This window comes from Crenobacter sp. CS_VA4 (assembly GCF_055597485.1).
The window spans coordinates 1-13900 of sequence record NZ_JBVMAE010000052.1 but is presented as its reverse complement, the minus strand read 5'-3'; the positions used below and the strand labels follow the sequence as shown (position 1 = coordinate 13900).

The 13900-nt window shown below is 63.9% G+C and carries 11 protein-coding genes; 8 read left to right on the top strand and 3 right to left on the bottom strand.

The window, feature by feature from the left end; translation table 11 throughout:
* The first annotated feature begins 987 nt into the window (after positions 1–987).
* Positions 988–1401, top strand: coding sequence for a hypothetical protein (locus tag ACZ2IA_RS22190; RefSeq protein WP_470294768.1), 414 nt, complete (start codon positions 988–990; stop codon positions 1399–1401).
* A gap of 384 nt (positions 1402–1785) precedes the next feature.
* On the opposite strand, the gene ACZ2IA_RS22185 is transcribed toward ACZ2IA_RS22190, so the two are convergent.
* Positions 1786–2688 (bottom strand): LysR substrate-binding domain-containing protein, encoded by a 903-nt coding sequence (locus ACZ2IA_RS22185; RefSeq protein WP_470294767.1) that lies wholly within the window; start codon positions 2686–2688, stop codon positions 1786–1788.
* Between the two features lie 239 nt (positions 2689–2927).
* Here ACZ2IA_RS22185 and ACZ2IA_RS22180 point away from each other — a divergent pair, with 239 nt between their 5' ends.
* From ACZ2IA_RS22180 to ACZ2IA_RS22155, 6 genes are all read left to right on the top strand, one after another.
* Positions 2928–4007 (top strand): tartrate dehydrogenase, encoded by a 1080-nt coding sequence (locus ACZ2IA_RS22180; RefSeq protein ID WP_470294766.1) that lies wholly within the window; start codon positions 2928–2930, stop codon positions 4005–4007.
* Between the two features lie 338 nt (positions 4008–4345).
* Positions 4346–5962, top strand: coding sequence for a BCCT family transporter (locus ACZ2IA_RS22175; protein ID WP_470294765.1), 1617 nt, complete (start codon positions 4346–4348; stop codon positions 5960–5962).
* Positions 5963–5972: 10 nt separating this feature from the next.
* Entirely contained in the window at positions 5973–6938 is a 966-nt protein-coding gene (locus tag ACZ2IA_RS22170; protein ID WP_470294764.1) for an alpha/beta hydrolase, read from the top strand.
* 336 nt (positions 6939–7274) lie between these two features.
* Positions 7275–8393 (top strand): aromatic ring-hydroxylating oxygenase subunit alpha, encoded by a 1119-nt coding sequence (locus tag ACZ2IA_RS22165; protein WP_470294763.1) that lies wholly within the window; start codon positions 7275–7277, stop codon positions 8391–8393.
* Positions 8394–8618: 225 nt separating this feature from the next.
* Positions 8619–10067 (top strand): NAD-dependent succinate-semialdehyde dehydrogenase, encoded by a 1449-nt coding sequence (locus ACZ2IA_RS22160; protein WP_470294762.1) that lies wholly within the window; start codon positions 8619–8621, stop codon positions 10065–10067.
* Between the two features lie 179 nt (positions 10068–10246).
* Positions 10247–11215, top strand: a complete 969-nt coding sequence (locus tag ACZ2IA_RS22155) for a PDR/VanB family oxidoreductase (RefSeq protein WP_470294761.1) — start codon at positions 10247–10249, stop codon at positions 11213–11215.
* A 91-nt stretch (positions 11216–11306) separates the two neighbouring features.
* Here the strand turns inward: ACZ2IA_RS22155 and alkB are convergent, their stop codons facing one another.
* Positions 11307–11987: a DNA oxidative demethylase AlkB gene (gene alkB / locus ACZ2IA_RS22150; RefSeq protein WP_470294760.1), complete on the bottom strand. Its 681-nt coding sequence runs from the start codon at positions 11985–11987 to the stop codon at positions 11307–11309.
* Between the two features lie 157 nt (positions 11988–12144).
* On the opposite strand from alkB, the gene ACZ2IA_RS22145 reads away from it, so the two are divergent.
* On the top strand, positions 12145–13512 hold the full coding sequence (locus ACZ2IA_RS22145) for a PAS domain S-box protein (protein WP_470294759.1): 1368 nt from the start codon (positions 12145–12147) through the stop codon (positions 13510–13512).
* A gap of 79 nt (positions 13513–13591) precedes the next feature.
* Here ACZ2IA_RS22145 and ACZ2IA_RS22140 read toward each other — a convergent pair.
* Positions 13592–13900, bottom strand: a 309-nt coding sequence (locus ACZ2IA_RS22140; RefSeq protein ID WP_470294758.1) for an autotransporter domain-containing protein, incomplete at its 5' end; no start/stop codon positions are given.

Here is a 13900-nt window from a genome sequence, read left to right as displayed (position 1 = left end):
TGCGCGGGCGGCCTCCATGCCTGGTCAAAATTCAACGAGCACGGCTGGTCAAAATTCAGTGAGCGCCAACACTTCTGACTGAAGAAATGCACATGAGCGGTGCTGAAACAGGCGTCATGATCTCGCTCGCGGAAATGCTCAAACGACAGAACAGAACCGACGTTGGAGGTCACTTCCAGATAGGAATTGCAGACAGAAATGGATTTGAACTACGGCCGATCTTAAATACTCTGCCTGGACCTCTCGATCGACGGATCACATTTCTGGGGATGGATGTAACTTCGTTACCAAAGATTGACAACTACTCAGTTGGCTACGCAGCGATCGCACCTAACGTCCTGTGAATAAACGGACGCCCAGCTTCAACATTTAAGTGCAAAAAAGTAATGAAAATCCGCCTAACAATTCGGTCGAGAGGACAACCCAAAAGCTGCGCTTTTTGGTTCCCTCCGCGCTTCGCACTCCGGCTGCTTCTCACCTCAAACGTTATGCATCAGGAAAGCCGACCATGCGCATTCCAAAGTATTTGCTCGTAGCTCTCACCTGTACTGCCGCTCATGCACAGGAAACTGGCCCAAATATGCGTCTGCTGAAGCCAGCTTTCGCGTTTCACTTGTGTATTAGCCAAACTACGGAGACTGAGATAAAGCTCCTTCCTAGGCCGCTCAAAAAGGGACCGAGCGAAGTTGAAGGCGAAATCTGGAACAAGGTCTTGTCGAAGTGCTATCCCGCGATTGCTGGAGATGAGTCGAAAGGCCTTGTCTTATTGAATTACGCTGGCGAACCCCTACAAACCAAAGGATTCGTTGACGGTGCACTATGGTCAGGACGCGCATACGTCATGGAGCGCGTAATGGCCGCAACAGAGACCAGGCAATGAAGCCTAACTATTCAATCGAGCGGACACCCCAAATGCTGCACATTTGGGGTTCCCTGCGCGCTTCGCGCTCCGGTGCCACTCATCTCAAACGTTAGCAAGTAGGATGGGTGAAGGCGTTTACGCCGTACCCCATCAAATCGCTGTCGTGTGATGATTTGATGGGTTACGCTGCGCTTCACCCGTCCTCCCTTGCTACCTTGCTGTGCGACATCAATATGTTTAGAAATTTTGCCATTGCCTTATCATTATTAGCCTCCTGCGTGGCTCAAAGTGCTGAGCTTAAATTTGTAGCCAAATCGGATTCCCAAGTTGCAGATCACTATAGAGCGATATATTTAGATGCATCATCATTAAGAAAAGACGGGGATTTTATAATAGCCACTTTCGTTGAGGAGTATTTGGGTGACGCTGCAAGACGTGACACTAAATCGGTAATTGTGATAGATGGGTTTAATTGCACGGAGTTTTTTTACGCTGCTATGGAGAGCCACGGTATGAGTGGTTCATTTGGAAATGGGTGACGAAATATGGAGCCTTGTCAATGATGATTGGAAAACAAACAGGCTGGTGCAAGCGCACAACCTTGGAACTGAGTCATTGGCAAAAACCACATTTGATGCTGTTTGTGACTTAGGCAAATAGGGTTCTAACTCATCGATCCAGCGGACCCACTAAAGCAGGCCGCTGACTTAATGCATTACCGCGTATTCGGGATAATTACGAGGTGCAACCATAGGGCACCGCGTACCCCGGATAATTCCGAGCTGTAACGCGTAGGGCGGAAGCCCCTATGGGGCGTTCCGCCACCTACTCGCAAACGCCTGGTGGGCTTGGCGGAACGCCTCGCTTGGCGAGGCTTCCGCCCTACGTGCCGCGCCTACCCCGCTTCGGCCAACCTTAGCCCCTCAAAACCTCCCCTCCCCAAAATGCTGCTCGAAGAACTCCACGCAGACGCGCAGCTTGGCCGAGCTGGACAGCCGTGCCGGGTACACCGCCCAGATGTCCGCCTCCTGGCGGTAGTCGGGCAGCACCTGCACCAGCTGTCCGCTCTCTAGTTCCCTGCCCACATCCCATAGCGAGCGCAGCATGATGCCGTGGCCGGCCAGCGCCCAGTGGTGGACGATCTCGCCGTGGTTGGACGACAGCGGGCCGGTGACCTTGACCGTTTCGTCGCCGGTGGGACCTGCGAGGCGCCACAGGCCGAACGGGTGGTCGCGTTCCTTGATCGCCAGACAGTCGTGGCTGGCGAGTTCTTCCAGGCTTTTGGGCACGCCGCGCCGCTCGAGATAGCTCGGCGCCGCGCACAGGATGCGGCGGTTGGCGGCGAGCTTGCGGGCGATCAGCTGCGGGGCGATCTCATTGCCGATGCGGATGTCGAGGTCGATGCCCTCGGCGGCCAGGTCCACCAGCTTGTCGAATACGTCGAAGCGGATCTCCAGCTGCGGGTAGCGTTCGGCCAACGTGGACAGCGCCGGGGCGACGTGGTGGCGGCCGAAGCCGAAGCTGCTGCTGATGCGGATCAGCCCGCGCGGGTTCTGGCTGATCTCGGACACCTCGTCGACCAGGTGGTCGACGTCGGCGAGGATGCGCTGCGCCCAGCGGTATACCCGCTCGCCATCCTCGGTGATCGCGACGCGCCGGGTGCTGCGGTGCAGCAGCTTCACCCCCAGCGTCTCTTCCAGAATGCGTAGCCGCTTGCTGACAAAGGCGGGCGAGGCGCCCAGCTCTTCGGCGGCGGCGGCGAAGCCGGAGCGGCGCGTCACCAGGCAGAACACGCGCAGGTCGTCGAGTTGCGGTTCATTCTTCACGATTCGTGTCTTATGTGTGCACAGATGTGCTGATTATTGCCGGAATGTTTTTCGGCATGCTAGCGCTCAATCGAATTCATTTGGACCGGTTTCGTTTTAAGCCGCTAAGCAAACCCAGCGTAGCGGTCCTGGCTAGGCGCACTGCCGCAGACAGTACGAGTAGTACGGCAAGGCAGTGCAACAACGCCAGGAGGGTTTGCTTAGCGGCGCTAAAGGGCCGGTCGGTTAAGGAGAACACTATGAGCAAGAGCTACAAGATCGCCGCCATCGCCGGCGACGGCATCGGCAACGAGGTACTGCCGGAGGGCCTGCGCGTGCTGCGTGCGGCGGCCGAGAAATTCGACATCCAGATCGAGGTGACCTCGTTCGAGTGGGCGAGCTGCGACTACTACCTGGAGCACGGCAAGATGATGCCGGACGACTGGTTCGCGACGCTGAAGGAATTCGACGCGATCTTCTTCGGCGCGGTCGGCTGGCCGGACAAGGTGCCGGATCACATCTCGCTGTGGGGCTCGCTGCTGAAGTTCCGCCGCGAGTTCGACCAGTACGTGAACCTGCGTCCGGTGCGCCTGCTGCCGGGCGTGCCGTGCCCGCTGGCCGGCCGCAAGCCGGGCGACATCGATTTCTACGTGGTGCGCGAGAACACCGAGGGCGAGTACACCTCGGTGGGCGGAAAGATGTTCGAGGGCACCGACCGCGAGTTCGTGCTGCAGGAGGCGGTGTTCACCCGCCACGGCGTCGACCGCATCCTGAAATACGCGTTCGAGCTGGCCAACAGCCGCCCGCGCAAGAAGCTGACCGCGGCGACCAAGTCCAACGGTATCGCGGTGAGCATGCCGTACTGGGACGAGCGCGTGGCCGAGGTGGCCGGGCAGTATCCGGACGTCGCGTGGGACAAGCAGCACATCGACATCCTGTCGGCGCGCTTCGTGCTGCAGCCGGACCGCTTCGACGTCGTCGTCGCGTCCAACCTGTTCGGCGACATCCTGTCGGACCTGGGCCCGGCCTGCACCGGCACGATCGGCCTGGCCGCTTCGGCCAACCTCAACCCGGACCGCACCTTCCCGTCGCTGTTCGAGCCGGTGCACGGCTCGGCGCCGGACATCTACGGCAAGAACATCGCCAACCCGATCGCGATGATCTGGTCGGGCGCGATGCTGCTGGACTTCCTGGGCGACGGCGAGGGCCGTTTCCGCGCAGCGCACGACGCGATCCTGAAGGCGATCGAGCAGGTCTTGCAGGAAGGCCCGCGCACCCCGGACATGGGCGGTTCGGCCAACACGACCGACGTCGGCGCGGCGATCGCGGCGGCGTTGTAAGCGATGTCTGCCCCTGCCGGCGTGCTGCTGCACCTTGATAGGTGCGAGGCATGCTGGGCAGGGGAGTCAAGCACACCGCCTGATAGGGGTGGGTGGGGCGGACAGTTTGGCGGCGGGTGCCGCGGCCGGCTGTCGTTCTGTTTGGATAGTCTGGCAGTTTATGTGGTATTCGGCTGGCTGGCCGTGCGTTGCTGAACCAGCCTGCCTGCAGAACCGGCGGTCGCGAGTCGGGCAGTATCCGACCGCGCCGCGGTAGTCGGTGGAGTAACAACCAGCAACAACACAAAAGCGTGAACAACAACAAACACACGCTGCACAGCCCTACAAAAGGAGAAACCGTGGACAACATCAAAAAAGGCAGGCGCGACACGCCTCTTGCCGTGGTCAGCCTGCTGATCATCTTTTCCCTGGTCGGCGGCATGACCGCCTTCCCGAAAGCATCGATCGACGGGGCCGAGAAGGTCCTGTACTGGTGTACGACGATCTTCGCGTCACCCATCCTGTTATTTGCATTCTTTTCCGTGCTGTTCGTCGGCTGGCTGGGCTTCAGCAAGTACGGCAAAATCCGCCTGGGCGAAGGCAAGCCCGATTACTCCACCTCGTCGTGGATCTTCATGTTCATCCTGTCGGGCCTGGGCTCGTCGACGCTGTACTGGGGCTTTCTCGACTGGGCCTATTACTACCAGACCCCGGGGCTGAACCTCACCCCGGAGTCGCAGGAAGCGCTGAAATTCAGCGTGGCCTATTCCTTCTTCCACTCGGGCCTGAGCGCCTGGGCGATCTACGCGATCGGCGCGGTGGCGATGTGCTACCACTTCCACGTGCGCAAGAACAAGGGCCTGAGCCTGGCGTCGATGATCGAGGCGATCACCGGCTTCAAGGCCCGTGGCCCGGTCGGCCGGCTGGTCGACCTGCTGTTCATGCTGTGCATGTTCGGCGCGCTGACCATCTCGCTGGTGCTCACCGCGATCACCTTCTCCAAGCTGCTGTCGATCCTGACCGGCATTCCTGACACCTTCACCACCCAGGTGATCATCATCCTGGCGGTATCGGTGGTGTTCACGCTCAGCTCCTACGTGGGCATGGACGGCGGCATGAAGCGACTCAGCCACATGGTGTGCTGGGGCGTGGTGATCCTGGCGCTGTACATCTACCTGTTCGGCCCGACCCAGTTCATCACCAGCAACTCGCTGTCGAGCATGGGCCTGATGCTGACCCACTTCGTCGACATGAGCCTGTTCACCGACCCGATGGGCGACGGCAAATTCACCCGCGAGTGGACGGTGTTCTACTGGCTGTGGTGGATCTCGTACGCACCGGGCGTGGCGCTGTTCGTCACCCGCGTATCGCGTGGCCGTACCATCCGCGAAGTGCTGATGGCGATGGTGCTGGGCGGCTGCATCGGCATCTGGTTCGTGTTCGGCGTGCTGGAAAACTACAGCGTGCACAGCTTCATCACTGGTCTCGTGAACGTGCCGGACGTGCTGAGCAAGCAGGGCGGCGAAGTGGCCATCGGCCTGCTGCTCGACCACCTGCCGGCCGGCCGCGCGGTGATGGCGTTCTTCCTGGCGGTGATGGTGGTGTTCCTGGCTGCGCACATGGACGCGGTGGGCTACGCGGTATCGGCTACCTGCACCCGCGACCTGGAGGAAGGCGAAGACCCGGCCCCGGCCGACCGCCTGTTCTGGTGCGTGATGCTGACCCTGGTGCCGCTCGCAATGATCTTCGCCAAGGCTCCGCTCAATACCATGAAGACCGCGGTGATCGTGACCGCCATCCCGTTCGCACTGATCATCCTGATCAAGGTGTACGGCCTGCTCAAGTGGCTGCGCGAGGACTACGGCCATGTACCGTCGCACCAGATCGACGAGCACAACCGTTCGGTCCCGGCGGTTTCGGCAGCCCCGGCAGTCCCGGCGGCCCCGGCGGTCGTGACCAGCAAGCAGCCGGTGTAAGGGGGCGATGATGGCCGGACACTATTTACTCAGTGAAGCGATGCAGGAGTTCGTGCACACCAGCGGCACCTTCACCGGTGCGGACGACAGCATCGATTCCGGCCGCGCCGCCTACGACGCGCTGTGCCGCTACTTCACCCCGGTGCGCACCGGCAACCCGGCGGTCGAGGACCTGATCCTCGCCGCGCCGGGGCGGGAGATCCCGCTGCGCATCTACCGGCCGGTTGGCGAAGCGCCGGCACAGGGCTGGCCCTGCGTGCTCTACCTGCACGGCGGCGGCTGGGTGGTGGGCGGGCTGGACTCGCACGAGTTCGTCGCCGCTCCGCTGGCCTGCGATACGCAGTCGGTGGTGGTGGTGGTCGACTACCGGCTGGCGCCCGAGCATGTGTTCCCGGCGGCGTTCGACGACTGCCTGGCCGCCTGGCAGCACCTGCAGGCGCACGGCGAGGCGCTCGGCATCGATTCGGCCAACGTGGTGGTGGCCGGCGATAGCGCCGGCGGCAACCTGACGGCGGCGCTGTGCCTGGCCATCGCTCGGCAGGGTGGCCCGGCCCCGGTCGGCCAGGCGCTGATCTACCCGGGTCTGGGCACCGAACATAGCTTGCCGTCGTATCGCGACAACGCCGACGCGCCGCTGTTGACCACGGCGGATGTCGAGTTCTACCTGAAGCTGTACGCACCGGCCCCGGCCACGCATCAGGACCCGCGGCTGTCGCCCTTGTCGGCGCCTAAGCTTGCCGGGCTGCCGCCGGCCTTCGTGGCGGTGGCCGAGTTCGACCCGCTGCGCGATGACGGGCAGTTGTACGTCGAGCGGCTGCGTGCCGACGGCGTGGCAGCGCAGTACCACCTGGGCCGCGGCCTGCTGCATGGCTGTCTGCGTGCGCTGCATCGCTGCCCGGAGACCGCGCGGATGTATCTGGCCTTCGCCGAGGCGATTGCCTCGATGCAGGCGGCAAGGTTGGCCGAAGCCGGCTGATCGTCGCCGGCAGACTCCGCCCTGCGTTGTTGCGCAGTCTGGTCCTGTCTGCGGCTGCGCTTAGCAGGGACCGCTGCGCCGGGTTTTGCTGACGACTTGCTGTGTTGTTGCTGTTGCCACGGCCGTTTTTGCCGTTGGCTGGCCCGCCTGGTGGTACTGACCGGGCAGGGGGCCTGAACCGTTTCCGACCGTCCGTTCCTCAGAGAGGGCTTGACAGCCGGGAGCCGTTGGGCCAAATTTTTTCGTATGCATGTTAACCAATAGTATTTTGTTAACTGTTAGATAGCAAAGCGGGCGAGCAGGATCCGTCCAACCACTCAGCCAGAGGAGAAACCGATGAATGCCTTCACCAAACTGAATCCCGAGTTCTGCGCCGATCCGGACAACGCCTGGACCATGCCCGCCGAGTACTACACCAGCGACGCGGTCTACCAGTACGAGAAGGAAAAGATCTTCGCCAACAGCTGGATCTGCGTGGCCCACCGCAGCGAGCTGGCCGAGGCCAACGACTACATCACCCGCAAGGTGATCGGCGAGAACATCATCGTGGTACGCGGTCGCGACGAAGTGCTGCGCGCGTTCTACAACGTCTGCCCGCACCGCGGCCACGAACTCCTGGAAGGCAGCGGCAAGGCCAAGAACGTGATCACCTGTCCGTACCACGCCTGGACCTTCAAGCTGGACGGCGACCTCGCGCATGCGCGCAACTGCGACAACGTCGCCAATTTCGACAAGGAAAAATCCACCCTCATGCCGGTGAAGGTGGAGGAATACGCCGGCTTCGTGTTCATCAACATGAACCCGGGGGCGGGCTCGGTCGAGGAACAGCTGCCGGGCCTGGAAGCCAAGCTGCGCGCCGCCTGCCCGGTGATCGACGACCTACACCTGGGCGCCCGTTTCGTCACCGATACCCCGGCCAACTGGAAGACCATCGTCGACAACTACATGGAGTGCTACCACTGCGGTCCGGCCCACCCGGGCTTCGCCGACTCGGTGCAGGTCGACAAGTACACCCACACCATGCACGGCAACTGGACGCTGCAGTTCGGCCTGGCCAAGTCGTCGGAGAAGTCGTTCAAGATCGACGAATCGGTGAAGGACCCGAGCTTCAGCGGCTTCTGGGCGTGGCCGTGCACCATGTTCAACGTGCCGCCGGGCGCCAACTTCATGACCGTGATCTACGAGTTTCCGGTCGACGCCGAGACCACGCTGCAGCACTACGAGATCTACTTCCTCAACAAGGAACTGACCGAGGAGCAGCAGGCGCTGGTCGAGTGGTACCGCACCGTGTTCCGCCCGGAAGACCTGCGCCTGGTCGAAAGCGTGCAGCGTGGCCTGAAGTCGCGCGGCTACCGCGGCCAGGGCCGCATCATGGTCGACCAGCAGCGTAGCGGCATCAGCGAGCACGGCATCGTGCATTTCCATCAATTGGTCGGCAAGCAGCACGCCCAGTAAAGGAACCTCGAAAACCTGCTGCGCGACACGGATGCTTCGTTGGGCGGTGCTTTGCGCGTGCGAATGTTCCATTCGCTCAGCCAGAAGCCTCATGGACTTCGAGTCCACTCCGGTTTCTGCGCGCTGTCCGCCTCGCCTGCGTGCCGCTCGCGACGGTTTTAGAGGTTCCTAATTCCCGATAGCGGTGGTGCCGTGCCGGCACCACTCCTTCCAGAGAGTCACACGATGAAATTGAACGACCCACTATTGTTCCGCCAGCGCGCCTATGTCGACGGTGTCTGGTGCGATGCCGACGGCGGCGCCACCGTGGCTGTCACCGACCCGGCCACCGGCGAAACGATCGCCACCGTACCGCGGATGGGCGAGGCCGAGGCCGAGCAGGCGATCGAGGCCGCGCACGCCGCGCTGCCGGCCTGGAAAGCCAGGACCGGCAAGGAGCGCGCCAAGATCCTGCGCCGCTGGTTCGACCTGATCGAGCAGCACGAAGACGACCTGGCCCGGCTGATGACCTGGGAGCAGGGCAAGCCGGTCGCCGAGGCGCTGGGCGAGATCCGCTACGCCGCGTCGTTCATCGAATGGTTCGGCGAGGAGGCCAAGCGCCTATACGGCGACGTGATCCCGTCGCCGGCCGCCGACAAGCGCCTGGTGGTGGTGCGCGAGCCGATCGGCGTGTGCGCCGCGATCACTCCGTGGAACTTCCCGGCCGCGATGATCACCCGCAAGGCCGCCCCGGCGCTGGCCGCCGGCTGCACCATCGTGATCAAGCCCGCCAACGAGACGCCGCTGTCGGCGCTGGCGCTGGCCGAGTTGGCCGAACGCGCCGGCATTCCGGCCGGGGTGTTCAACATCGTCACCGGCGACTCGGCCGCGATCGGTCGCCAGCTCACCGGCCACCCGCTGGTGCGCAAGCTCAGCTTCACCGGCTCCACCCCGGTCGGTCGGCTGCTGATGAGCCAGTGCGCGTCCACGATCAAGAAGGTGTCGCTGGAGCTCGGCGGCAACGCGCCGTTCATCGTGTTCGACGACGCCGATGTCGACGCGGCGGTAGAGGGCGCGCTGATCGCCAAGTACCGCAACGCCGGCCAGACCTGCGTATGCGTGAACCGCTTCTACGTGCACGACGCGGTGTACGACGAGTTCGCCGCCAAGTTCGCCAAGAAGGCCGCCGAGCTGCGCGTCGGCAACGGCTTCGAGCCTGCGACGCAGATCGGCCCGCTGATAACCGAGAAGGCGGTCGGCAAGGTGCAGGAGCTGCTCGACGACGCGGTGGCCAAGGGCGCGCGGGTGCTGACAGGCGGCGCCAGTCTCGCAGCCGGCGCGCAGTACTTCTCCCCGACCGTGATCGCCGACGTCGGCGCCGGCATGCGCCTCTTGGACGAGGAGATCTTCGGGCCGGTCGCACCGATCGTGCGCTTCTCGTCCGAGGACGAGGTGGTGCGCCTCGCCAACGACACGATCTACGGCCTGGCTTCGTACTTCTACAGCCGCGACGTGGCGCGGGTGTGGCGCGTGGCCGAGCGGCTCGAATACGGCATGGTCGGCATCAACACCGGGCTGATCTCCAACGAGGTCGCGCCGTTCGGCGGCGTGAAGCAGTCGGGCCTGGGCCGCGAAGGCTCCAAGTACGGCATCGAGGATTACCTCGAGATGAAGTACCTGTGCATGGCCGTATAAGCCAGCGTAGGAAAACGGTTCGGCCAACGTTGGCCGAACCGACAGGGTTATGAGGAGAGGCCGGCTCATACAAGCGCCGCTGACCAAACCCATCGCAGTGTTCCCGGCAAGTCGTCATTACAAGATCGGGAGGGTTTGGCGAGCGGCACGCAGTGCCGGCAGGAAAGACGGAGGCAGTAATGGCAAACAACTACCAGATGATGACCGTGCGGGTGACCGCGATCGAACAGGCCACCGCGCAGATCAAGCGCTTCACGCTGGCCGCTTCGGACGGCGGCACCTTGCCGGCGTTCACCGGCGGCAGCCACGTGATCGTGCAGATGCAGGACGGCGATAAGCGCTATAGCAACGCGTACTCGCTGATGAGCTCACCGCGCCAACTTTTCCATTATCAGATCGGCGTGCGCCGCGAGGAAGCTTCGAAGGGCGGCTCGGCGTTCATGCACGACAAGGTGAAGGTCGGCGATACGCTGACCATTTCCACCCCGAACAATCTGTTCGGCCTGGCCGACGCGCCGGCCAAGCACGTGCTGATCGCCGGCGGCATCGGCATCACGCCGTTCATGTCGCAGATGGTCGAACTGGCCGAAAACGGCGCCGACTACGAGCTGCACTACAGCTTCCGCAGCCCCGAGCACGGCGCGTTCGCCGACGAGCTCGCCGCCGGCCGCCACGCCGCGCACACCCAGTTCTACATCAACAGCGACAACCGCCCGCTCGAGGTCGACACGTTGGTCGACCGCCTGCCGCGGGACGCGCACGTCTACATCTGCGGCCCGCGCCCGCTGATCGACGCGGTGATCGCCGCCTGTCGTGGCAAAGGGTTGGCCGAACAGCAGATCCACTGGGAACAGTTCGCCGCCGCGCCGCAGACCGGCGACGGCTTCACCGTGGTGCTCGCCAAGTCCGGTCGCGAGATCGCGGTGGGCGAGGACGAGAGCATCCTGAAGGCGATCGAGAAGGAAGGCAGCGTGCCGGTCGAGTGCCTGTGCCGCGAGGGCGTGTGTGGCACCTGCGAGACCCGCATCCTCGAAGGCGAGGCCGAGCACCGCGACCAATACCTGAGCGACGCCGAGAAGGCGGCGCAGAAGACCATGATGATTTGCGTGTCGCGCGCGCGCGGCGAGCGGCTGGTGCTGGATTTGTAAGACATCCATCCGTCTCCTGACGACCCTGTTCGGCCCGCTTCGGCGGGCTGTTTTTTTCGGCGGTCGGGGGAAACGTTCGCGGCCAATAGTTTTATAAGGCCTTGCGGAACGTCAAGTTGACCCGGCAGTGCCCGAACACCGGGTCCACCCCGTCCGCCACCGGTTTGACGCCGTGGTACGCCATGCGCGATGGCCCGCCCCATACCACCACGTCGCCGCTGTACAGCCAGACGGTACGGGTCCTGTCGCTGCGCTCATTGCCGCCGAACAGGAACTCGGCCGGCAGCCCGAGCGACAGAGACACGACCGGCGCGTTCGGGTCGCGCTCGTCCTTGTCCTGATGCAACCCGAGCTTGGCGCCGGGCCGGTAGTAGTTGATCAGGCAGACGTCCGGCACGAAGTCGGGGTAGTTGGCAGCCCTGGCTGCGGCCAGTGCCAGTTGCATCAGCGGCTCCGGAATCGGCGGCCATGGGCGCATGCCGTGCGCTACGGCGCGGGCGTAGCGGTAGCCGTGTTCGTCGCTGACCCAGCCGGCGTTGCCGCAGCTGCTGGTCTTCACCGTCATCCGGTAGCCGCCTGGCGTGCGCATCTCCATCAGCGGCGCTTGGCGCAGCACGCCGCGGATGGCTTCGGCCAATAGCGTGATGCGGTCGCGCGCGAAGTTGCGCAGGATGACGGCGCCGGGCGCGAGCGGCTCCTCGTACGGCTCGGTCTCGGGCACCGGGTCGAACAGGTCGTTGACGAACGGGACGGGGCTGATGTTGCGGCTCATGCTTCCATTTTATCGCGTTCAATCAACATCAACGCCGGCTACTTCACCCGCGCGACCTCCGTGACACGCCATAGCCAAACTTGGCGATATCTGAGCCGGGGTGTACCTTACGCCCCAGCATCGTCCATGCATTCCCAACCTCAACCCCGATCCACCCATGACCGAAAACAGCTTCGCCTTCCGCCTGAAGGAACTGCTCGAGCACAAGAAACTGACCCTCCAGGCGGTGGCGACCGCGCTCGGCGTGTCGCGCCCGGCCGTGCACAAGTGGACCCGCGGCGGCGAGATCGACTACGACAACCTGCGCCGGCTGGCGGTGTTCCTCAACGTCAACTGGATCTGGCTGCGCTACGGCGAAGAGGCGCAGCGCGACCTCGCCGCCGCCGACCCGGTCGAGCTGCCGATGACCGACGTGCGTCGTCGTTACACCGCCGAGATCATGGAGAGCGAGGCGCGGATGAAGCTCGCGCAGGAGAATGCACGCATCGTCACCTGGGAATGGAACCTGATCACCGACGCGGTCACCTATTCGGCCAACGTCGAGGCGGTGTACGGCTGGCCGATCGGCCGCAACGAGGACTTCTGGCCGCACGTGCCGGCCGACGACGCGGCGATGATGAACGAGGTGTACGCGCACTCGATCGCCACCGGCGAGCCACACGAGATCGACTTCCGGATCATCGCGCCGGACGGGCAGGTGCGCTGGATCGCCTCGCGCGCGACGCCGATCCGCGACGCCGACGGCCGCATCGTCAAGATGGTCGGCATCAGCATGGACAACACCGCGCGCAAGACCGCCGAAGAGGCGCTGCGACGCAGCGAGGCGCGCTTTAGGGCGATCTTCGAGAACGCCTCCGGCGGCATCGCCTACATCGGCCTCGACGGGCGCTGGCTGAAGGTCAACCAGACGCTGTGCGAGCTGCTCGGCTACTCGGCCGAGGAGCTGGCCGGGCTGACCTTCCAGTCGCTGACGCTGGAGGACGACCTGGCCGGCAATCTGGAACAGCTCGGCCGGCTGCTGTCCGGCGAAATCGCGATGTACTCGCTGGAGAAGCGCTTCCGCCGCAAGGACGGCGCGGTGATCTGGGTCAACGTGAAGACCTCGCTGCAGCGCAACCCCGATAGCGGCGAGCCGGAGCATCTGGTCGCGGTGATCGAGGACATCACCGCGCAGCACACCCGGCAGGCGGCGCTGGAGGAGGCGGCGGTCGAGGCGGAAGTGCTGTTCGCCGCCGTCGGCGTCGGGCGCTGGCGTTTCGACACGGCGAGCGGTCGCTTGTCCGGCGACAGGGTGGCGATGCTGCTGCTGGTCGGCGTCGATCGTGCCGGCGAATTGAGCCGGGCGGACTGGCTGGCGGCGTTGTCGGCGGACACGGAGGTGTGGCTCGAGCAGGCGCTCGATCGGCCGAGCTTCCGGCTCGATGGCCGGCATCGCGACGGCACGGCGCTGCGGCTGTTCGGCGCGCGGGCGCCCGGGAATGAGAGTGTGCTGGTCGGAGGCGTGTTGCGGCTCGAGGTGGACTGAATGACCCGGCAAGGCTGATCACGCCCGAAAACGAACAAGCCGGCAAAAGCCGGCTTGTTTTGTTTCCATGCCGCGGCGCTTACCAGGCCAGCCGCACGCCGACGTTCCCGCCGATGGTTTCCCGCGAGGTGCTGTCCAGATTGGTGGTGTAGGTCAGCGTCGCGTAGACGCTGCTGCTCGGGGACAGCTTGCCGACCAGGCCGGCACCGAACTGGCCGGCGGTGCCGGTCAGCGTGGTCGGGATCGCCGTGGTGCCGGCAAAGCTCGCCTGATCGTTGCCGCCGAAGCTGCGCAGCAGATTGGCGCGCAAGTACGGCTGCCACAGGGTGCCGCCGCGCTCGAACTGCCCCTGCAGTCGGGCCCCGATCCGGCCCAGGAAGCCGTCCGC

Coding starts and splice junctions, on each gene's coding strand:
- ACZ2IA_RS22180 (WP_470294766.1), top strand. CDS start 2,928: ATGAGCAAGAGCTACAAGATCGCCGCCATCGCCGGCGACGGCATCGGC.
- ACZ2IA_RS22170 (WP_470294764.1), top strand. CDS start 5,973: ATGGCCGGACACTATTTACTCAGTGAAGCGATGCAGGAGTTCGTGCAC.
- ACZ2IA_RS22165 (WP_470294763.1), top strand. CDS start 7,275: ATGAATGCCTTCACCAAACTGAATCCCGAGTTCTGCGCCGATCCGGAC.
- ACZ2IA_RS22160 (WP_470294762.1), top strand. CDS start 8,619: ATGAAATTGAACGACCCACTATTGTTCCGCCAGCGCGCCTATGTCGAC.
- ACZ2IA_RS22155 (WP_470294761.1), top strand. CDS start 10,247: ATGGCAAACAACTACCAGATGATGACCGTGCGGGTGACCGCGATCGAA.
- alkB (WP_470294760.1), bottom strand. CDS start 11,987: ATGAGCCGCAACATCAGCCCCGTCCCGTTCGTCAACGACCTGTTCGAC.
- ACZ2IA_RS22145 (WP_470294759.1), top strand. CDS start 12,145: ATGACCGAAAACAGCTTCGCCTTCCGCCTGAAGGAACTGCTCGAGCAC.